Here is a 20,967-nt window from a genome sequence, read left to right as displayed (position 1 = left end):
GATTGAAAAATCTCCAGGGGGTGTAAGAAGATGAATAGAGGAGTCGTAACGGCTCTGTTGAGCATATTTGCAGCTCAGGCACTTAAGATTCCGCTTCATTTTATGAAAACAGGAAAGTGGAAACCGATGCTTTTCTTTCAGACTGGGGGAATGCCAAGTTCACACTCTGCAGGTGTGTCTTCACTGACAACCTTCATTGCATTGAAAAAGGGTGTTTCAACGATTGATTTTGCCCTATCCTTCATTTTTGGACTGATTGTCATGTATGATGCACAAGGAATCCGCCGCCAAACGGGAGAACTCACTTTGAAAGTGAATTCACTTGATGAATTGGTCAGGAAGGCGCATGAAGATGAATCCATTCCCTTTGAGGAAAAACCAAAAAGACTGAAAGAAATGCTGGGACACCAACCGGCAGAGGTCCTGGGAGGCGCGATCTTCGGTGCCCTTATAGGCGGCATCAGCTTTCTCCTCGGAAAAAAAGATAGGCAAAAAAGGAGAATTTTTGTAAGATAGAATCAAAAGTGGAGATGCCCCGTTCAGCGGCGTCCAAACTCATCCGCCTTCGCATGAGATAAAGGAATCACGAAGAGCGAGAGCAGAGAGATGTACTTAAGTGTAACAGAAGCTGGCAACTCATAAGAAAAACTGCCAATATAGATAGAGTAACAAGTATGGAAAGAATTTTTAACTGCAGGGTGAGGGAAATCGTGAAATACAACAAACAAACAACCGAAGACTTTCTTATTCATTTAGAAAACAAAGGTTTCAAATTTGGGGAAGATGCAATCGGATTTATTTATTTTGGCAAGAGGTCGGTAAATGCTTCAGATGAAATCGTAAATGCAGCGATAGAGATAACATTGAAGGCGCAAAAAAGGTTTGATAACAGCTTCTATATTTCTTTATTGGAAACCCTGTATTCTAACAATATCAAGACCCGGAAAGCTGCATGGAGATACGCTGAAAGTCTTGAATTGTTGGCTTAACTCGTAAATTAAGAAGAGCTTTGAGGACAAACGCTGAGTTTATAAAATGGGCATAAGTTCCTCTTGAAAGGCTTTAGAGGCAAAAAAGTGGATCCAATCCAGAGTAAAAGTGCCTCTAGAATGGTCCTAGAGGCAAAAAGAGGAGTAAATTCAGAGCAAAAGTGCCTCTAGAATGGTTCTAGAGGCGAAAAGCCCAGCAAATCCAAAGAAAAAGTGCCTCTAGAAATATCTTTTTTCCAAATCAGTAACTGGAACCCACAAACAGCAGGTCGAAAAGCTTCCCTGATTCAGCACTACATCAATAAAAACGTAAAAAAGGTATTTCAAACGCAAAAAACAAAGACAACCTGCAAAATAGGTTGTCTTTGTTTTGCTTAGTTAGCCGAAGAGTGCCTTCTGAGCACCAGCCTGAAAAGCTGTGGCAGTTCGGTCAGCAGCATACCCGCAAAGATGAACAGGCAGCCTGTGATGGCAAGTGCCGTCAGCTCTTCGCCTACCCATATGTATGAAAACAGCGCGGCGAATACCGGTTCCATCGCCAAGATAACAGCGACCCTTGCTGGAGTCGTATACTTTTGTGCTGCTGTCTGAATCAAATAAGCAGCAGAGGTTGCCAGCAAGGCTGTTATAAACAATGCTGTAAGGACTTCAATTTGCAGAAGTGTTGAAAGGCTGATAGAGCTTTGCCAATCTTCAAATAGAAGCATGGATACAAATGATAACACGGCCACTGTGAGAATCTGAACAATCGTCAGATGCAAAGCCGTAGTGAATTTTGTATATTTGTCAGTGAAAATAATATGAAATGCAAATCCTAATGCACAAATCATGACAAGCAAGTCACCGAGATTAACCGACTGTGTGTGGCCGGCAGCTAATAAATAAAGACCCAGTGCAGCGAACAAAGCTCCTGCAATCGAAGCAGGCACCGGCTTCTGTTTCATCATCAAGAACGCTAAAAAAGGTACAAGCACAACACTCAACCCTGTTATAAACCCGGCTTTTGCAGGGGTAGTGTACAGCAGACCGAATGTTTGAAAGGCATATCCAAGGAATAGAAAGAAACCTAATAGTATACCGGGCAAAACATTTCTGAGACTAAAGCGGGTCCGGCCTTTCTCTTTTAAAAGCAGAAGCAGCAGCAGGGAAACACCTGCAAGGAAAAACCTTACAGTGTTGAATGCGAAAGGTGACATGAAGGATATGGCATTCTGGATAATGACGAATGTGGCTCCCCATATAAATGCTACAGTAAGTAGTGAGAAATCCGCTGCCCATCTTTTGTTATTCATCAGGGATCTCCTCATTCAAACGGACAGCTTTGCGGGCAAGTTCATCCGCTCTTTTATTTTCTTTGCTCGGAATCCATTTAATGAAAAACAAGTCAAATTCTTTTGATAAGAAAAGTATTTCCTCTAAAAGATGCTTATATTTTTTATTTCTCGCGTACTCTTTCTCGACAGCATTGACGACGGCCTGCGAATCGCTTCTGAAAGAAAGGACATTGAAATTGTTCTCCTTGCAGATTTGCAAGGCTTTGATGCATGCAAGATATTCTGCTTCATGGTTTTCTTTTATTCCAAGCGGTATGGAGTAAGAAAGGTTCTCCCCGCTGTTTTTTATATAAATTCCAGCTCCACTGTATCCAGGGTCACCCGCGCTGGCGCCATCTATGTAAACTTCAATCATATCTTCACCTCAGGAAATTAAATTATCTATAGTCTGATCAGAATCAGGTAATACATCAATCATTAGAATTGATTATAACAAAAAATGCAGAAAACGATGAGGGCAAAGGTATTACCCCCTTCTATTGAACGCTATTTAGCAAGGATTAGCCAAATAAAAAGGCTTAAGGCAAGCATTATGCCTGTTTGAAGCTGAAGGGACCTATTCTTTAACTTGAATACGTTTGGCAAGATAACCAAAAGGAGTGTCGATCAATAAGACAACCCATTTTAAAAGATACGTTGATATAGCAATTTTCATCCACACCTAGAAGGGAAATGCTCCTAAAAAGGCGGTGGATGTAAAGACAAGTGTATCCAGCAGCTGACCAATCAACGTACTTCCATTATTGCGGATCCTGAACTGAGAATCTTTTGAAAATCTCTTCAGCGAACTGGCTGATCAAATAAGCAAGGTTTCCACGGGGAAATCATGCGGAAAGTCGTTTCCAATTCCCCTTGTGCAAAATCATCAGGGTGGGGCTGGAAAATATGAGCTATTCGCATGATGACGGTCATGGCCAGGAAAGTGAAGAATTTCACCACACCACTTTTTGTGCTTCTTTCTTTCCGTATCTTTCGTTAAGAATATCGGTCACGAGAAAGGCAGTCCCATGCATAGCATTGTCGAGTGCGGCTGTCAGTTCGGAGATCTCAATTGTTTTGATCACTTGTAAATTGGCTAATATAGTGGAGACTCCTATCCAGACGAACAAGCCTGTTTTGCCAAAAAGTCTGTATATCGCCAGAACCAGTATAAAATTAACCAGAACAAAGATAAGTTCGAACCATCCATTGAACATTTTACTGCATCCTTGAAAATATGATGAACTACTGCATATACTAATGACAATCTCCTTATATTCTTTACTCAACGTAACTCTTATACGTAAAAATAGAGTAAGCTGTTCCTAGAGCTTTGCCCCTGTTAAGATGTACTGCATTGCTTATCGCGCAGTTGAATCAAACAGTTTTACGAAAAGAGCGAAATGAAAGACGCAAAAGTCCTTGTCCATTATACATAGTAAGTATCAATGGGACAAAAGAGTCCACTGAAAGGAGAGGAAAACAATGAAGATGAAAGTGATTTGGACATACATTGGAAAAATACCTGATCGAATAATTTTTGAATCTGAGTGGATGAACCGAAAATACGTTGACTACTTAATTGAAGATCTGTTAAGAATCGGAAGAGCGAAGGATATCCTGATTCGTGATGAAATGGAAAATGAGTGGAGCAGGAAGGAGTTCCTCAAGCTGAATGAAGAGCTTGAACAGGAGCCTGAAAACATTACTGTCTACTTTGATGGGGGATACGATAAAGAAAATGCCCTTGCAGGTCTCGGTATGGTCATTTATTATCAAAAAGGCGGTAAAAATTATAGGATCAGGAAAAATGCGAAGCTTCAAGAACTAGAAAATAATAATGAAGCTGAATATGCTGCGCTCTACTCTTGCATGCAGTTGTTGGAGGAATTGGAAGTCCGCCAAGTACCATGTGTGATTAAAGGGGATTCTCAAGTTGTATTGAAACAACTTGAAGGAGAATGGCCATGTTATGAAGAGACGTTGAATAACTGGCTTGACCGGATTGAGGCAAAGATAAAGGCTCTCCGAATAAAACCTATATATGAAGCAATCGATCGAAAACAAAATAAAGAAGCAGATCACCTGGCAAACCAGGCGCTTCAGGATACATTCATTCACAGTCATTCGGAAAATTGAAAGGTTGGATCGAAGAAAGGTGATGAGTTTTGTGGAAAGAATTCAGGTCATTGGAAAGCTGGACGAAATCCTTGGGACCTATTGCGAAGATTGTTTATTAAAAGCCCACTTTAGAAAAGAGTATGGCAAAAATTATGCTCACCGATTTTGCATCGAAAAATGTACAGTGGGGCAGAAAATAAAGGAACTGGGCAAAAACTTAACATAAAAGATACCTACACAAGATGTCTTTCAGCTTCAACAGAAAAAAAGGAAGCCGGCAATACCGGCTTCCTTTATCATCTATTATAGTCGAAATTAAAGTTTAGTTACGTTAGCAGCTTGAGGTCCGCGGTTGCCTTCTACGATTTCGAAAGAAACTTCTTGACCTTCTTCTAATGATTTGAAACCTTCACCTTGAATAGCAGTGAAGTGAACAAATACATCGTCTCCGCCTTCTACTTCGATGAATCCAAAACCTTTTTCATTGTTGAACCATTTTACTTTACCGTTTTGCATAATACTGTTCCTCCTAAATCTTTCAAGCACACTTTTGTGCTCATGGAAATATTATCATTATTAAGAACCTTTTGTCAGTCTCAGCAGAAGACATAGAATTCTGTTAAATGATGTCTTAAATATACAATAAGGACTTTATTAGAGTCAAGGAAGTTAGCGTAGTTTTTGTAAGAAAATTTAAACGGTTTCACTCAGGGGGCAGGGGACCCTGCCGGCAGTATAAAATCTTGTCAGCACGCTAGTGGAGAATCACTGATAAATCGCTTTCGGTTGTATTCGCCAAGTTTATATAGTAAACTTTTAATGATATTTTACCAATGTGGAGGGTTCGATATGCCGACGCCAAGTATGGAGGATTATATAGAACAGATCTATTTATTGATCGATAATAAAGGATATGCCAGAGTTTCAGATATTGCTGATGCCCTGTCTGTCCATCCCTCCTCAGTAACCAAAATGGTCCAGAAATTAGATAAAGATGATTACCTGGTGTATGAAAAGTACCGGGGACTCATATTGACTGCTAAAGGAAACAAAATTGGAAAACGTCTTGTTTTCAGGCATGAACTGCTGGAACAATTCCTGAATATAATCGGCGTGAAGGAAGAGAACATTTACGAAGATGTGGAAGGGATAGAACATCATTTAAGCTGGGACTCCATCGACAGGATTGGGGACCTTGTACAGTTGTTTGAAGAAAATGACGACCTTCTGAAAAGGTTAAGGGAAATACAAAGCAAAAACGAGAGCGAATGAAAAAAGGACGATTCCAGGAATCGTCCTTTCTCTTTGGTATCAACTGGCAGCTCTCGTATATATTATTTAAAAGCTGTTTTTGTATAGATAGTATCTATCGGAAAAATCCAAAGTGCCGGATTTTTCCCTTGGGTACAAGGGCTTTTCTTTCTGAATAGGGTGAATAGCTCTTTTCTTTCTTGCTGATCATGATAATTTTTATGAATTTTAGCCAGATCTCTTGAACTTAATTGTAAATAGCAACAAAGTTTTCGAAAAGAGCCTTTAGAAAAGAGCCTATTTAAAATATCTCAGGATACTCTGAAAAAGTGACATCACCAGTATAGCTGTTTGCGAGCTGTGAAACCCCTTCACCGTCATACTCAATCCTTACGCCTGATAAAACCCCATCTTGTGCTTCCATTAAAGCTTTTTGATAAGAAATGATCCGGCCAGTTGACGTTTGAAAGCCAATGACCTGACCATCATGATTTCGCTGGATTTTTGTGATTTCCTCCATTTCGCTTTCCCCTTTACAATTATTCTTATCCCTAGTATGGTCAAAAAAAGCTCACTTTAAAAAGCATCCGAAGATGAAAATAAGAATATCTTAGTTAACATGTCTTATAAAGGGTGTTTTCGTATAGATTGTTGCTTTAGGAAAAATCCCAAGTGCCGGGTTTTTCCCCTGTGTTCACGGTTTCTTTCTCAATGAACGGGGAGAGTAGCTCTTTTCTTTCTTGCTTACCAGGATTTTCGTGGAAATGATTACTATAATTTTTGAAATTCATATTAAACAGCAACAATGTTTTATAAAAGAGCCTTTTTAAAGCAGGATTTTTACACCTGTATGAGAAATGGTATCTATAGAAGTTTACTACATAACAATCAGCAGAGAAGGTGACATTATGAAAAATAATGAGTGGCATGAAAGTGCCCAGGAGCGCTGGGATTATAATGCGAGCAACTGGCATAGCAGAAGTGTCGAGATGTGGACAGAGGGGAGCCGGAAAGATATCCTCCCGTTCATGATGAGGAACGTCCCAAAAGGCAGCGAAATAGCAGACTTGGGATGCGGAGATGGATTTGGCTCCTATTTGCTGAACCAGCAAGGTTATAGAGTTACAGGAATGGACATATCTCCGAAAATGGTGGAGTTCGCAAAAAAACATGAGAAAGAGGGATTGAGTTTTACTCAGGGAGACCTTTCTCACCCTCCTTTTGAGAAAGAAACGTTTGACGCGGTCATGATGATTAATTCATTGGAATGGACGGAAGACCCTTTTCATGCTTTGAAGCAGGCAGCACAAATTGTCAAAGGGGACGGAAGGTTATGTATTGGGGTTCTTGGACCGACTGCACATCCCCGGCAAAACTCTTTTTCAAGGTTATATGGCGAGAATGTGATATGCAATACGATGATGCCGTGGGAATTGGAGCACCTCGCACTTACTAATGGGTTGGTAAAAGAGGACGAATCATGGGTATACAAAAAAGGCGTTTCTGAAAAACTCGTAAATAATCTGTCCCGGGAGCTGAAACAGGCTTTGACCTTTATGACCCTGTTCATGTTCAAAAAAACCGGGGATAATATGGAGGGAGTAAGATGAATCAACGTTTTTCAATTGATGAATTTATCAAGCAAACCCAGCAGGAAGACAAGGGAGAAGGATTATTTGAACTGGAGACCGCCAGAATGCTGGAGGTAAACCTCGATGGAGAAGTTTGGGCAAAAATGGGAGCCATGATCTCATACAGGGGAGCCATCAAGTTTGAAAGAGAAGGTGTCCTTGAGCACGGACTGGGCAAGCTTTTTAAAAAAGCCCTTACCGGAGAAGGAACATCTTTAATGAAAGCAAACGGGCAAGGGAAATTATATCTGGCGGATCAGGGAAAGAAAATTTCAATTCTTAATCTTGATAATGACGCCATATATGTTAACGGAAATGACTTGCTTGCCTTTCAGCCTGGGCTGAAATGGGATATCAAGCTGATGAGACGGATAGCAGGAATGATGGCAGGAGGGTTATTCAATGTCCGGATTGAGGGCAGCGGGATGGTCGCCATCACCTCTCATTATGAACCATTGACCCTGTTGGTGAAACCAGGCAACCCTGTATACACTGACCCGAATGCAACGGTTGCATGGTCTGGGAATCTCCAGCCTGACTTTGTCACAGATGTATCATTGAAAACCTTCTTTGGAAGGGGAAGCGGGGAGTCCGTACAAATGAAATTTGAAGGGGAAGGGTTTGTTGTGGTGCAGCCGTTTGAAGAAGTATACTACAGCGAGCAGAACTCTTAATTAATTTTGTGAAAAATATCCAGTTTCTGAAACCTTAAAACCGGATATTCTAACAGTACACCAAGATTCCTCTCCCAGAGTGCCCCCTTCCCGCAAAGTTGGAAGGGGGATTTTTATTGAGCCATTTTAGAAATCAGATACTGTAATATCCCTCCGCCAGGTTTGTTATACATGGACAATCACATGGCTAATCTGTATAAATGTATCTATGGAAGATTTTTATGCAAAGCTGTTATAAAGTTATCGTTTGTTCACCTGATGACTTACACTGGCTCTCTTAGTTTGGTTCAAGTGGAAGGTGAGATGCCTCCTGTGGGGTATCAGAACGTATAGTTCCAACGCCGGCACTTGAAGCGTAAATTAGCTTACCACTTATCTAAAGCTACAAATAAGATAAAGACCTACATAGTAAAAGAAAAGTTTAACTTAAATCATTAGGAGGGGAATCTCATGGAACAACAAAAGAAAGTACCATCTGACATTGAAATTGCCCAGCAGGCAGAAATGCTTCCTGTCATGGATATAGCAAAAAAACTCGGCCTCGAGGAAGAAGACATAGAGCTTTATGGAAGATATAAAGCCAAGTTAACATATCCAACGTTAAAAAAACTGGAGAACAAGCCGGATGGAAAGCTCATCCTCGTCACTTCCATCAATCCGACACCTGCAGGGGAAGGAAAATCGACTGTGACGGTGGGGCTTGGAGATGCCTTGAATTCCATCAATAAGAAAACAATGATTGCCTTACGGGAACCTTCTCTGGGTCCGACCATGGGAATTAAAGGCGGTGCAGCAGGAGGAGGGTATGCCCAGGTCCTGCCGATGGAAGATATCAACCTTCATTTTACGGGAGATATTCACGCCATTACTACTGCTAACAATGCATTGGCCGCAATGATTGATAATCATATCCATCAGGGAAATGAACTGGAGATAGATCAGAGGCGAATTACATGGAAGCGGGCCCTCGACATGAATGACAGGGCTTTGAGGCACATTGTGGTCGGGCTTGGCGGTCCTGTCCAGGGCGTGCCAAGGGAAGACGGTTTTGATATTACCGTGGCTTCGGAAATAATGGCTGTCCTTTGCCTGGCTAATGATTTGGAGGACTTGAAAGCCCGTTTGGCGAAGATGGTAGTAGCCTATAATAGCCGGAAGCAGCCAGTAACAGTGGAAGATATCGGTGCACAAGGAGCATTGGCTATGCTGCTGAAAGACGCATTAAAGCCGAATCTCGTGCAAACCATCGAACACACGCCGGCTCTTGTTCATGGCGGTCCTTTTGCGAACATTGCACATGGATGCAATTCAGTAATAGCCACCCGAACAGCTTTAAAGCTTTCTGACTATGTCGTAACAGAGTCAGGGTTTGGCGCCGATTTGGGAGCAGAAAAATTCATGAACATTAAAACCGAAGCTTTAGGTACAAGTCCAGATGCCGTTGTATTGGTCGCTACCGTAAGAGCATTAAAAATGCATGGCGGCCAGAACAAGGCGGAGTTAGCAGAGGAAAATCTGCCTGCACTGGAAAAAGGCTTGGAAAATTTGAAGAAACATATGGAAACAATCAGCTTGTTTGGTGTTCCTTTTGTAATCAGCATCAATAAGTTTGTTACGGATACTGAAGCTGAACTGGCTTACCTGTTTAACTGGTGTGAAGAAAATGGAGAAGCCGTTTCCTTGACACAAGTATGGGAAAAGGGAGGAAAAGGCGGAGAGGATCTGGCCGCAAAAGTGATAAATGTAATTGAGAGGAATGAAAAATCTTTCAAAAGGCTGTATGACAACAAAGTCAGCATCGAGGATAAAATCAGGACAGTTGCTTACAATGTTTATGGAGCAAGCGACGTTGAATTTTCTGCAAAAGCTGAAAAACAACTGCGGGAAATTGCAGACCTTGGCTGGGATGGTTTACCGGTATGCATGGCAAAAACTCAGTATTCTCTTTCCGATAATGCAAAAAAACTCGGAAGGCCAAGAGATTTCTCCATCCATATCAGGGAGCTCCGACCAAAAATTGGTGCAGGCTTTATTGTTGCATTGACAGGTGAAGTCATGACTATGCCAGGTCTGCCGAAAAAACCAGCAGCCTATTCAATGGATGTTGATGAAAACGGGAATGTAAGCGGCCTATACTAGGATTCTTTTTAAATGGAGGCACAGGTTATGTTTGATCCAACAGCATATGAAAACCTGAAAGTGGTTTTGCAGGGAGCATTGTACGAGCTCGACTTGATGGGTACATTAAAGGTTGTCAACAGAGAGGATATCGTTGACCTTGCGAGCCTGAACAGACGTTACTCCTTGACTCTCTGCAACCCCGATGCCGAAGAGATTACGGTGACAGTCACCCTTGCTGCCGGGGTTAAAGAATGGAATGCCGAGGCATTCCCTAAAGCCGGGGAAGAGCCCGGTGCCACGCTGCAAGTGCATTACCAATCGGCAGGTCGGCGTTTTTCTGAAACCTTTATGGATAGTCTGGAAGACTGGTGGGGACCGCAAAGAAATATAGAGTGGCGTGAAGTCACTTCCAGCAGCCAGCCATTCCTTCATCAGGGGATTATTAATTTTAATCGGCTAATTACAGAAGAAATGGTTGATGACTTGGAGGAAGTTGCGGTTCATGTGGAGAATTCTTTACTACAAATATTATGATACATTCATAGAGATATAAACATTGGACATACATATAGAGAAAAGGGGATGAGGGGAATGAAAATAGCCTGGGTGACTGACAGTACAGCATGCAGGGTGGATGAATTTGATAACAATGAAGACGTATACGTGGTTCCGATGAATATCCTGATTGGAGACCAGGAGTATAAAGACGGAGTTGATTTATTTCCGGAAGAATTATTTGAACTCTTAAAAGAAAATGGGACAGACGCAAAAACCTCACAACCGTCCATTGGAGTCTTTCAGGAACTTTACACCAAGCTTCAAGAAGACTATGATCATATCTTTTCCATACATGTTTCAGCGGCGTTTAGCGGGACGATTTCATCTGCTCAGCAGGCGGCCCAGCTCGTCGATATCCCGGTTACCGTTATAGATTCCAAAATTCTATCCTTCCCATTGACACGTTTGATATTGGAAGGCATTAGAGAGGCAGAGGGCGGAGCCAATCCAGATGTAATTGAGAAACACCTATTGACTAAAATAAAAACAGGGGAAACCTTTGTAATGGTCGGCAGCCTTGAACAGCTTCATAAAAGCGGCAGAATGAATGGGGTTTCCTTCTTCCTTGGATCTGTTTTGAAAATCAAACCAATCCTGGCGATAAAGGAAGGAAAGCTGGAAGTCGAAGAGAAAGTGAGAAGCACGGCAAAAGGGCACTCCCGTATGAAGGACTACTTAGATATTGCACTGCAAAATAAAGTCGTAAAAGAGGTCTTCATTTTATACGGTCTAAACAAAGAGGAAGCAGATTCGTGGGTAAGCGACCTCACCGATAAGTACCCTGGCATCACCTTTTCTTCACATGAACTTGGGGCCGTCATTGGAGTCCATGCCGGGAAAAATACACTGGGAATCAGCTGGTTTGCAGAGTGAGTGATTAAAGAGGGGATTTCCTCTCTTTTTTTGTGCCCGGTAATTCATTTGAAAAGGTAATTTGTGTTTATTCCTGAATATGGCAGACGTCTGCCGTTCACCCTATCGAGAGTGTTAGCTTTGTAATGAGGTGATTAGCGGAGAAGCGCCCCAATATAGAGTGATAGTTAGGTTGATAATGGGGCGATAAGCGGAAAAACACCTTATTATTGAGGGGGTGCAAGGCTTATAATGGACGATAAGCGGAGAAACACCTTATTATAGAGTGATTGCCAGGCTTATAATGGGCGATAACCGGAGAAACGCCCTATTATAAAGGGCTTGCCAAATTTATAATGGGTGATTAGCAAAGCCTCCCGTTTTTACAGAGGAAACTCAATGTGATAATGTGATGAACGCGGCAAGGCACCTGATAAAAGACAAATATTTATTATGAAATGACCGCCTTGGAGCTGTCTTGTTGAATAAGAACACCATTCCCTGTCCTGACGTTTGAATCATCTCTAATTCCGTGGTTGCTGAACATAGCACTCTTGCTGAAAATACAGTCCTGCCATCCGCCTCCACATAGAGTATTATAAGCCTCAACTTATGTTATAAACAGAAATCAAGCACTCTCAACTTTTTCTGTTAAAATTGATACAGGGGGTGCAGGCCGATGAAGTCAGCAAACATCAAACTTATTGAGAAGTTAGTCAAACAGGTCCACTCCAATGATTCAAGCGGGCACGACTGGCATCACATAGACAGAGTACGGAAGCTAGCGTTATACATAGGCCGGAAAGAAGGCAGTTCTCATTTAGAAAGAATTGAGGCAGCGGCGCTCCTGCATGATGTTGCGGATGGTAAGTTAAATGAGAGTGAAAGCAAAGGACAGGATAAGTTACATAGGATAGTAAATAAGCTGGAATTACATAATGAAGAAAAAGGTATCATCATGGAGATTGTAAAGAGGATTTCCTTCCGTGGAGGGAATGAAGCCGAACTTGATTCCTTGGAGGCCAGGGCGGTAAGAGATGCCGACAGGCTTGATGCCATGGGCGCCATTGGCATTGCCAGGACTTTTGCCTATGGTGGTACAAAAGGCAATCTGATCTATGACCCGCAACTTCCGGTCAGGACTAACATGTCCTTGGAAGAATACCGGAGCGGGAATACATCTACTATACATCACTTTTATGAAAAGTTGTTAATCCTGAAAGATCTTATGTGTACAGACACGGGAAAGGAACTCGCAAAGGAACGGCATGAGTTCATGGAATTATTTTTAAAGCAATTTTATACAGAATGGAATGGTCAACAATGAGAATGTTAACAGTTGAAAATGTTACAAAGTCCTATGGTGAAAAGACCCTATTCAAGGATATAGGTTTTACAATAACTGATAAAGAACGGGCCGGCCTGATCGGGGTCAATGGGACAGGGAAATCCAGTCTGCTCAAAATCATAGCTGGGCTGGATGATGCAGACAGGGGAGATATAACCAAACCGGGTGATTATGTCATTTCCTACCTGTCTCAGGAGCCTGAGCTGAATCCTGATCTAACAGTGATCAGCCAGGTTTTTCAGAGTGATGCGGCAGTCATTAAAACTATGCGTGAATATGAAACAGCACTGCTCCAGCTTGAAGCGGATCCTGAGAACGAACGAAATCAGGAAAAACTATTTACAACTCAACGGCAGATGGAAGTGTTGAATGCTTGGGATGCCAATGCGAATGCCAAGGCGATCTTGACAAAGTTGGGCATCTCTCAATTTTCAAAGAAAGTAGGCGAACTTTCCGGCGGGCAGAAAAAACGAGTAGCTCTCGCCCAGGTATTGATTGAAACACCGGACCTGCTGATCCTCGATGAACCTACCAACCATCTGGATTATCAATCAATAAAATGGCTGGAAGACTATCTGTCAAAATATCAGGGAGCTGTCCTGCTCGTCACTCATGACAGGTATTTTCTTGATCGTGTCACTAATAGAATCTTCGAGCTCGACGGTGGGAATCTTTATGCCTATAAGGGAAACTACCAGGCTTTCATAGAAGCGAAAGCAGAAAGAAATGAGCAGGAAAAGCAGATGGCTGAAAAGCAAAAGAATTTATATCGCAGGGAACTTGCATGGATGAGACGAGGGGCCAAAGCACGGACCACTAAACAAAAGGCGAGAATTCAGCGTTTTGAAGACCTTGAAGACAATATGCCTTCCTCTTCTTCTACTGATGGAATAGAAATGTCACTGTCTGGCAGCCGTCTCGGAAAACAGGTTTTTGAATTTATTGATGCCTCCAAGAGCTATCCGGGGCAAATAATACTTGATCAATTCAATTACCTGATAAAGCCTGGTGATAGGATTGGTATTGTCGGCAGAAATGGAAGCGGAAAGTCCACGTTTTTGAATATCCTGGCAGGTCAAGATCATCTTGATTCAGGGGAGTTGAACCAGGGACAGACTGTCAAGATTGCTTACTACACACAAGGACATGAAGAAATGGATGAAAGTAAGAGGATGATTGAGTATATCAGGGAATCCGCTAATGTCATTACAACTGACAGCGGCGACCAGATCTCTGCCGCAACCATGCTCGAACGTTTCTTGTTCCCTACGAACACTCATGGGACTCTTATTAGAAAGCTTTCTGGTGGTGAAAAGAGAAGGCTCTTCTTATTAAAACTGCTGATGACAAAGCCGAACGTTCTATTATTGGATGAGCCAACCAATGACCTTGATACGGAGACACTGACAGTACTTGAAGATTACATTTCTGAATTTTCAGGAGTGGTTATCACGGTTTCCCATGATCGTTACTTCCTTGATAAAACGGCTGTCCAGCTGCTTGTGTTTGAAGGAGAAGGTCATATTGGCACGTATTTAGGTGAATACTCAGAGTACCTTGCACAAAAAGCAGAGGAAACAACTGATATTAAAATAAAGAAATCAGTCGAAAAGCAGGCGCCAGCAGCATCTGCTCCTTCCGAAAAGAAAAAGCGAATGAATTACAATGAGAAAAGAGAATGGGAAACGATCGATGAAAGAATCGCGGAGACAGAGCAGAAGCTTGAAACGGCACAGTCAGAGCTTGAAAAAGTCGGAAGCGATTTTGAAAGAGCACAAAAGTTAATGGAGCAGATTGAAGAATATAATGCTTTATTGGAAACGTTGATTGAACGCTGGTCTTATCTTGCAGAGATTGCAGAGAATTAAGCACATTGATTAGATTAGAACTTTGACTATGTTAAAATGAAGGCAGTATGACGGGATATAGAAAGGGGTCAAGATTCTATGAGAATTAAATCGATCGAACCAACGCCAAGTCCGAACACAATGAAAATCATCTTAGATGAAGAAATGGCTGGCGGTAAAAGTAATAACTACAAAAAAGAAGATGCGGAAACAGCACCTAAACGCATAAGGGATATCCTTGAAATCGAAGGAATAAAAGGTGTTTATCATGTAGCTGATTTCCTTGCTGTTGAAAGAAATGCTAAGTTCGATTGGCAGGAGCTCCTTCCGCGCGTCAGGAAAGCATTTGGAGAAGAGACAGAGGTTGAAGGAGCGGCTGTAGTTGCAGATGAACATTTCGGTGAAGTGACAGTGAGTGTTCAGGAATTCAAAGGCATTCCAATGCAAGTAAAGCTGGCGACAGATTCTGAAGAGAAACGTTTTTCTTTGCCGGAAAATTTCGTGAAAGCAGTGGGGCAAGCTCAAATGGACGGCGATAATGTTGTTCTCCTCCGAAAATGGAAGGACCAGGGAGTACGTTACGGAGAGTTAGAAGAAATCGGGGAAAGCGTTATAGAAGAGCTTGTTGCAGCCTATCCTCAGGAAAGGATCAATTCTCTGGTTAAAAAAGCACAGAATCCCGAAGACACGGAAGAGAAGCCGGCAAAAGCCGGCAGGAAGGTTAGCTTGGAAGAGTTTGATGCACCTGATTGGGAAACAAGGTATCAGCTGCTCGAAAGCATGAAAGATCCCGAAATTGAAGACCTCCCTCTTCTGGAAAAGGCACTGGATGACGAGAAGGCATCCATTCGCAGGCTTGCCATTGTTTATATCGGGATGATCGAGGACAAAAAGGTTCTGCCGCTATTATATAAAGGGCTAAAGGACAAAACGGTAACAGTCAGAAGAACCGCAGGAGATTGTCTGTCCGACCTCGGCTTTAAAGAGGCTATGAATGAAATGGCAGCTGCTCTTCAGGATAAAAATAAACTCGTGCGTTGGCGTGCTGCAATGTTCCTCTATGAAGAAGGGGATGAAAGTGTACTGCCTGCTTTAAAGGAAGCCGAAGATGATCTTGAGTTTGAAGTGAAACTTCAAGTGAAAATGGCGATAGAAAGAATTGAAGGCGGAGAGGAAGCCAAAGGGTCTGTCTGGAAGCAGATGACTGAGGCAAGAAAGCAGTAGGTAGTTCACCGCCCGCTCCGCGGAGTCATGCAAATGGAGCGGAAATCTATTTAAGATATGATATGAAAATCGGGTTTTGAATCAAAGTCTAGACAAACTGATAAAGGAGATGAATGACCATGTCAATGGCATACGAAGAATATATGAAACAAGTAGTGAAACCGATGAGAGCGGAACTGACACAAGCCGGTTTCAAGGAGTTGTTAACGGAAGAAGAAGTGGAACAAACTATGGAAAACGCTGAAGGAGTGTCTCTTGTAGTCGTCAACTCTGTATGCGGCTGTGCTGCCGGATTGGCAAGACCTGCAGCTACGCAGGCGGTTTTGAACAGTGAAATACAGCCTGATCAGCTTCTTACTGTTTTTGCAGGACAGGACCGGGAAGCAACTGCCAGAATGCGCGAATACTTTGAAGGTTTCGAACCGTCCTCTCCATCAATGGCAATTATGAAGGGGAAAGAAGTTATTCACTTCATTCCGAGAGAAAGCATTGAAGACCATTCGATTGAAGAAATCATGGCTGAAATTTACACGGGACTCCAAAAGACTAAGCAATAGCAATTAGAGTATCCAGGGAGGCAGGACAGTACTGCCTCCCTGGATTTTCTGTGATGTTTATAACTTTTTTGACAAGAATGTGATACTTATTTAGGTAAAGAAAGTCAAAAAGCAACACTGTTTGCGAAACGGGCGTTTTAGTACGATGGGAGGTACCAGTTTGTTAGTTACAACAGCAGGCAGGACAAATAACGAAATGATTGAAAAGGCAAAAGGGATATCTGAGCAACTCGAACTGCCTTACATCCACAGAGAAAAAAGAACCGTAAAAGGGTTAAGGGAGAGGTACTCAGAGGATATTCTGGTGGTCGGGAAAGAACGGCTGGAGTTATTTTCGGCAGATTCGGATGAGCCTTTTTTCTTTCATCCAAATTCTGCTTCCTTCAGGATCAAACGGATATTAAAGGGTGAAGAGGATCCCTTTATTCAAACTACAGGGTTAAAAACGGGCATGAGACTTCTGGATTGTACGATGGGAATGGCTTCCGACAGTATTATTGCAAGCCATGCGGTCGGACCGGCAGGCAAGGTGATAGGCATAGAAGCAAGCAAGGCTGTTTTCTTCATAATAAAAGAGGGTTTGAAAAAATGGGATTCAGGCGTCAAGGAAATGGATGAAGCTATGGGGAGAATTGAGGCCGTCCATTCTACAGCGCTGGACTTTTTAAAATCAGCTGAGAATGACAGTATGGACGTTGTCTATTTTGACCCTATGTTCGGAGACCCACTTGAAACTTCGGCGGGGATCAATCCATTGCGGAAGTGGGCATATTACAATCCGCTTGATGAAGAAATAATAGAAGAGGCGAAACGGGTGGCGAAGCATAGAGTGGTCTTGAAGGAACACTATGATTCACCCATGTTCGAGAAGCTGGGCTTTAAAGTGGAAAGGCGGCCGTCAGCGAAATTTCAGTATGGTTCAATAGAAGTAAATGAATAACGGGCTCCCGGTATATGCGGGACCCCGTTTTCGATTGCAATATTTTGCTTAATCAGTAATAGCAAGGGAAATAAAATAAAACAGCAAAAGCAAGAAACCGATACTTACCATTATATCGACGTTCATGATACTCCTCCTCTAATACAAGTTCTTTTAATATAGTACCATATTCCTCAATTAATATCCTTCATAAAATTTTCGAAACCTTTTTAACCTTTCATCCGTCTATATATGTATAATGGAAATAGATATACATAGAAAGGAAGAATCTCCGTGTCTAACTGGATGAGAAAAACATTCGTCGTTCTGGTGTCCATCTTAACGTTTGGGCTGGTTACACCTTCGCAGGCATTTTTAAATGAAAATGAGAGCTTAAATAAATCAAATAGCAAAGCACCATCAAGCATACATACTCACCCAGAGGTTACCGAAGCTGTTGAAGAGCAAGTAGTCGATCATGAAGTATTTATTCAAAAAATGATTTCTGAGGCAGAGAACCAGGCGTACATTAAGTTTGGCAGCAAGATCAAACCGGTGATTGAAAATGAATTTCAGTCCATCATCCTGCCAAAGATTCAGGTTGCGATTGAGGAAACGGCAATGCAGTTTCCCGAAGATGAGCTTTCCCACCTGACGATTTCAGAGGTCCCTGCATACGCAAAGAGTGAGAAGATTTTTCACATTTATGATGAGCGCAGCGGTGAAGACATAATCCGCTTCCACGTCAGAAGGGATCATCCTCCATTGGACGGCTACTATTTTAACTTCCACTATCATACCAGACATGATAATTTCCAGGAGCACCACAGCCTGGGGGATATCTACTGGGATAAGAATGTACCTCCGCAATGGAACAGTGTTTCTTGAAATACTAGAAAACAAGGGCGAATTTTGCCCTTGTTTTTTTTATGGTTGGCTGTATTTCTATAGATTGTTGCTATCTGAGAGTTTTTTCCCTCGGAAACAAAGATTTATCTAACTGAAAGGTGATTAGCTCTTTTCACTCTTGTTTACCAGGAAAATTTATGTGAATTATCGCACTATCTCATGAACTTATATTAAATAGCAACAAAGTTTTGAAGTGAGCCTTATGGTTAAAGGCAAATGAAACTATAGTAAAATATTCCCTAGACTCTTTTTAATAAGCTGATTAATTGAATTTTTCAAAAATCTTACAGAATAATATTATTGTAATATATGTTATACTAGGTTCATAGTTGAAATGATTCTATCTAACTCAGATTCTGGTATTAGAAAGGGTGACAGTGTAAATGTATCCGAAAATTTCATTACTCGTCACCGCGATCTTTGCGGGAGTCTTTTTTATTTTGCAAAATACCTCAGCCAACTATCCTGGATTACTGCTTGAAAATGCCCCGATAAATAAAGACCTTACATTACATTCAGACATTCTCGAAGAAATTATCCTTTTGCCTCGGGAATCTTTTGATGAGGACGAAGCCAGGCAAATCATCTACAGGCTTGACCATTTGCCGACAGGCCTTCTCCACCATGTCAAAGCTAGTGGAATAAAGGTCCGTCTGTTTCAAGATGAATTAACGAATTTCCCTACGACTCAACACTTGAAAGGTGTCACTCCGAGAGGGTACACTAATACAGAAAGAACGTGGGATGAAGTTCCCGGCATTGGGGGCTCTCATCTCGTGTTAGTTAAGATTGGACATAGCGAAAAGGGTGCCGGACATGGCTCAGTCAACCTGGAGCTTCATGAACTTGCACACAGCATAGACCGTTATGTACTGAATGACATCTACTATAAAATGAAATTCACTGCAATCTGGAGACAGGAAGCCCACATCCTCTTTCCGGAAGAAGATTATTTCCTGGATTACCAGGAAGAATACTTTGCAGAGACTTTTGCCATGTATTATCTCAACCTTAAAACAAACAAAAAGTTAAAAGAAAAGGCACCTGCCACTCACCAATTTTTTGAAGGATTGGAATCTATGTAAAAGGGGTATAAAATGAAACAATATCTCGAGCTTTGTAAACATGTATTGGAAAATGGTACAGAAAAAGGGGACCGTACTGGAACCGGTACAATCAGCACTTTTGGTTATCAAATGAGATTTGATTTAAGCAAAGGATTCCCTATGCTCACGACAAAAAAATTACATTTAAAGTCGATCATCCATGAACTCCTCTGGTTCCTTAATGGGGATACAAACGTCAAATACCTGCAGGATAATGGTGTCCGAATTTGGAACGAATGGGCAGATGAGACAGGTGACCTAGGACCGGTTTACGGTAAACAATGGCGATCTTGGGAAGGAGCTGGCGGTGAAACCATCGACCAGATTACTGAGTTGATTGAAAACATCAAGAAAAATCCTGATTCAAGACGATTGATTGTAAACGCATGGAATGTAGGTGAAATTGATAAAATGGCACTTCCTCCATGTCATTGTTTGTTCCAGTTCTATGTTGCTGACGGCAAGTTATCCTGCCAGCTGTATCAGCGCTCTGCAGATGTGTTCCTGGGAGTGCCGTTCAATATTGCTTCCTATGCATTATTAACGATGATGATTGCAAATGTCTGTGATTTGGAACCTGGAGAATTTGTGCATACATTTGGTGATGTACACATTTATCAAAATCACCTTGAACAGGTGAAACTTCAATTATCAAGAGAGCCGCGTTCACTTCCTTCTATCCGTATTAACAAGGACGTAAAGGATATCTTCAGCTACAGCTATGAAGATTTTACTCTGGAAGATTATGATCCGCACCCGCATATCAAAGGAGTGGTAAGTGTATGATTTCATTTGTATGGGCAATGGATGAAAACGGAGTTATCGGTTATGAAAACAAGCTTCCATGGAGGCTGCCAGAGGATTTGAAATTCTTTAAGGAAACTACCATGGGCCACCCGATTGTGATGGGCCGAAAAACGTTTGAATCGATTGGAAAACCGCTGCCAGGACGGGAGAATATCATTCTCACAAGAGATGTCTCTTATGAAGCAGAAGGCTGCATTGTTTACCATGAAATTGAAGAGGTGCTTCATTATGCAGAGGATAAGGAAGTCGAGGTCATGGTAACCGGAGGCGCAGAAATATTCCAGAAATTTATCCCTTATGCTGACAAGCTGTATGTGACGAGAATTTACGAAAGCTTTGAAGGCGATACGTATTTTCCTGAGCTGAATTGGGATGAATATAAGCTGTTATCCACAAAACAGGGAATTCAAAATGAACAAAACCCTTATCACTATGTGTTTGAGGTTTATGTGAAAATAACATGATTGTAGGAGTGCCGGCATCACCTTGGTGATCTGCCGGCTTTTTCTTTGGGTTTTTTGGTATCAGAATTTATCTAGGAGGATAATTATTAGTTTTGTGATTAACGTTTAGCTTCCGCACACGAGACTAAGTATTTCAGCCCCACCAATTAAATAACCTTCCGGGGGGATCGGTGCGCCTGCGATATAGCTCTGACTCTATTGTTCATTGAGCAGTTTTTAGCAAATAATACAGCCATTTTTGAAGAGGAAAAGTTATAATAGTAGTGAGGAATCATT

The 20,967-nt window shown here is 41.8% G+C and carries 23 protein-coding genes and 1 pseudogene; 19 read left to right on the top strand and 5 right to left on the bottom strand.

The features are described 5' to 3' along the window. Positions 1-30: 30 nt before the first annotated feature. Both V1502_RS13245 and V1502_RS13240 read left to right on the top strand, forming a co-directional pair. Positions 31-516 (top strand): divergent PAP2 family protein, encoded by a 486-nt coding sequence (locus V1502_RS13245; RefSeq protein ID WP_409251118.1) that lies wholly within the window; start codon positions 31-33, stop codon positions 514-516. 158 nt (positions 517-674) lie between these two features. Continuing rightward, on the top strand, positions 675-989 hold the full coding sequence (locus V1502_RS13240) for a DUF6123 family protein (protein ID WP_409251117.1): 315 nt from the start codon (positions 675-677) through the stop codon (positions 987-989). A 374-nt stretch (positions 990-1,363) separates the two neighbouring features. Here the strand turns inward: V1502_RS13240 and V1502_RS13235 are convergent, their stop codons facing one another. The 3 genes and pseudogenes from V1502_RS13235 to V1502_RS13225 form a co-directional block, all read right to left on the bottom strand. Continuing rightward, positions 1,364-2,281: a DMT family transporter gene (locus tag V1502_RS13235; protein ID WP_409251116.1), complete on the bottom strand. Its 918-nt coding sequence runs from the start codon at positions 2,279-2,281 to the stop codon at positions 1,364-1,366. Further along, entirely contained in the window at positions 2,274-2,678 is a 405-nt protein-coding gene (locus V1502_RS13230) for a reverse transcriptase-like protein (protein WP_409251115.1), read from the bottom strand. Before V1502_RS13230 ends, V1502_RS13235 begins: the two co-directional genes overlap by 8 nt. Before the next feature lie 201 nt (positions 2,679-2,879). After that, positions 2,880-3,519 (bottom strand): annotated as a pseudogene (locus tag V1502_RS13225) (queuosine precursor transporter). A gap of 268 nt (positions 3,520-3,787) precedes the next feature. Between V1502_RS13225 and V1502_RS13220 the strand changes: the two are divergent. Together V1502_RS13220 and V1502_RS13215 are read left to right on the top strand one after the other, a co-directional pair. After that, a complete protein-coding gene (locus tag V1502_RS13220) occupies positions 3,788-4,441 on the top strand; it encodes a reverse transcriptase-like protein (RefSeq protein WP_409251114.1) in 654 nt (217 codons plus the stop codon). A 31-nt stretch (positions 4,442-4,472) separates the two neighbouring features. Next, positions 4,473-4,649 carry a zinc-finger domain-containing protein gene (locus V1502_RS13215; RefSeq protein ID WP_409251113.1) on the top strand — a complete coding sequence of 59 codons (177 nt, stop codon included), beginning with the start codon at positions 4,473-4,475 and terminating at the stop codon, positions 4,647-4,649. 89 nt (positions 4,650-4,738) lie between these two features. Here the strand turns inward: V1502_RS13215 and cspD are convergent, their stop codons facing one another. After that, on the bottom strand, positions 4,739-4,939 hold the full coding sequence (gene cspD, locus V1502_RS13210; protein WP_113929350.1) for a cold-shock protein CspD: 201 nt from the start codon (positions 4,937-4,939) through the stop codon (positions 4,739-4,741). Between the two features lie 333 nt (positions 4,940-5,272). Between cspD and mntR the strand changes: the two genes are divergently transcribed. Beyond that, positions 5,273-5,695, top strand: a complete 423-nt coding sequence (gene mntR, locus V1502_RS13205) for a transcriptional regulator MntR (protein ID WP_409251112.1) — start codon at positions 5,273-5,275, stop codon at positions 5,693-5,695. A 280-nt stretch (positions 5,696-5,975) separates the two neighbouring features. Here the strand turns inward: mntR and V1502_RS13200 are convergent, their stop codons facing one another. Continuing rightward, on the bottom strand, positions 5,976-6,194 hold the full coding sequence (locus V1502_RS13200; RefSeq protein WP_409251111.1) for a DUF3892 domain-containing protein: 219 nt from the start codon (positions 6,192-6,194) through the stop codon (positions 5,976-5,978). 388 nt (positions 6,195-6,582) lie between these two features. On the opposite strand from V1502_RS13200, the gene V1502_RS13195 reads away from it, so the two are divergent. The 14 genes from V1502_RS13195 to V1502_RS13130 all read left to right on the top strand — a co-directional run bounded on the left by V1502_RS13195 (position 6,583) and on the right by V1502_RS13130 (position 20,691). Beyond that, on the top strand, positions 6,583-7,284 hold the full coding sequence (locus V1502_RS13195; protein ID WP_409251110.1) for a class I SAM-dependent methyltransferase: 702 nt from the start codon (positions 6,583-6,585) through the stop codon (positions 7,282-7,284). After that, positions 7,281-7,979, top strand: a complete 699-nt coding sequence (locus tag V1502_RS13190) for an AIM24 family protein (RefSeq protein ID WP_409251109.1) — start codon at positions 7,281-7,283, stop codon at positions 7,977-7,979. Before V1502_RS13195 ends, V1502_RS13190 begins: the two co-directional genes overlap by 4 nt. 450 nt (positions 7,980-8,429) lie before the next feature. After that, positions 8,430-10,118: a formate--tetrahydrofolate ligase gene (locus tag V1502_RS13185; RefSeq protein WP_409251108.1), complete on the top strand. Its 1,689-nt coding sequence runs from the start codon at positions 8,430-8,432 to the stop codon at positions 10,116-10,118. A gap of 27 nt (positions 10,119-10,145) precedes the next feature. After that, the gene (locus V1502_RS13180; protein ID WP_409251107.1) at positions 10,146-10,634 is read left to right on the top strand and encodes a hypothetical protein; all 489 of its coding nucleotides are present in this window, start codon (positions 10,146-10,148) and stop codon (positions 10,632-10,634) included. 57 nt (positions 10,635-10,691) lie between these two features. Then, on the top strand, positions 10,692-11,531 hold the full coding sequence (locus tag V1502_RS13175; RefSeq protein WP_409251106.1) for a DegV family protein: 840 nt from the start codon (positions 10,692-10,694) through the stop codon (positions 11,529-11,531). A gap of 658 nt (positions 11,532-12,189) precedes the next feature. Beyond that, positions 12,190-12,837: an HD domain-containing protein gene (locus tag V1502_RS13170; protein ID WP_409251105.1), complete on the top strand. Its 648-nt coding sequence runs from the start codon at positions 12,190-12,192 to the stop codon at positions 12,835-12,837. Continuing rightward, a complete protein-coding gene (locus V1502_RS13165) occupies positions 12,834-14,726 on the top strand; it encodes an ABC-F family ATP-binding cassette domain-containing protein (RefSeq protein ID WP_409251104.1) in 1,893 nt (630 codons plus the stop codon). The genes V1502_RS13170 and V1502_RS13165 overlap by 4 nt, the downstream gene beginning before the upstream one ends. 78 nt (positions 14,727-14,804) lie before the next feature. Next, positions 14,805-15,929, top strand: a complete 1,125-nt coding sequence (locus V1502_RS13160; RefSeq protein WP_409251103.1) for a conserved virulence factor C family protein — start codon at positions 14,805-14,807, stop codon at positions 15,927-15,929. A 119-nt stretch (positions 15,930-16,048) separates the two neighbouring features. Continuing rightward, positions 16,049-16,486, top strand: coding sequence for a BrxA/BrxB family bacilliredoxin (locus V1502_RS13155; RefSeq protein ID WP_409251102.1), 438 nt, complete (start codon positions 16,049-16,051; stop codon positions 16,484-16,486). A gap of 160 nt (positions 16,487-16,646) precedes the next feature. Next, positions 16,647-17,426, top strand: a complete 780-nt coding sequence (locus V1502_RS13150; protein ID WP_409251101.1) for a class I SAM-dependent methyltransferase — start codon at positions 16,647-16,649, stop codon at positions 17,424-17,426. Positions 17,427-17,699: 273 nt separating this feature from the next. Continuing rightward, complete coding sequence (locus tag V1502_RS13145; protein WP_409251100.1) at positions 17,700-18,293, top strand: YpjP family protein; 594 nt, start codon at positions 17,700-17,702, stop codon at positions 18,291-18,293. Positions 18,294-18,697: 404 nt separating this feature from the next. Further along, positions 18,698-19,399 carry an anthrax toxin lethal factor-related metalloendopeptidase gene (locus tag V1502_RS13140; RefSeq protein ID WP_409251099.1) on the top strand — a complete coding sequence of 234 codons (702 nt, stop codon included), beginning with the start codon at positions 18,698-18,700 and terminating at the stop codon, positions 19,397-19,399. Between the two features lie 12 nt (positions 19,400-19,411). Then, positions 19,412-20,206, top strand: coding sequence for a thymidylate synthase (locus tag V1502_RS13135; protein ID WP_409251098.1), 795 nt, complete (start codon positions 19,412-19,414; stop codon positions 20,204-20,206). After that, entirely contained in the window at positions 20,203-20,691 is a 489-nt protein-coding gene (locus V1502_RS13130; RefSeq protein WP_409251097.1) for a dihydrofolate reductase, read from the top strand. The genes V1502_RS13135 and V1502_RS13130 overlap by 4 nt, the downstream gene beginning before the upstream one ends. Positions 20,692-20,967: the final 276 nt, after the last annotated feature.

It is taken from the genome of Rossellomorea sedimentorum (assembly GCF_046237645.1).
Taxonomy (GTDB): domain Bacteria; phylum Bacillota; class Bacilli; order Bacillales; family Bacillaceae_B; genus Rossellomorea; species Rossellomorea sedimentorum.
The sequence above is the reverse complement of the archived record's forward strand: the minus strand, read 5'-3'. Positions and strand labels throughout refer to the sequence as shown.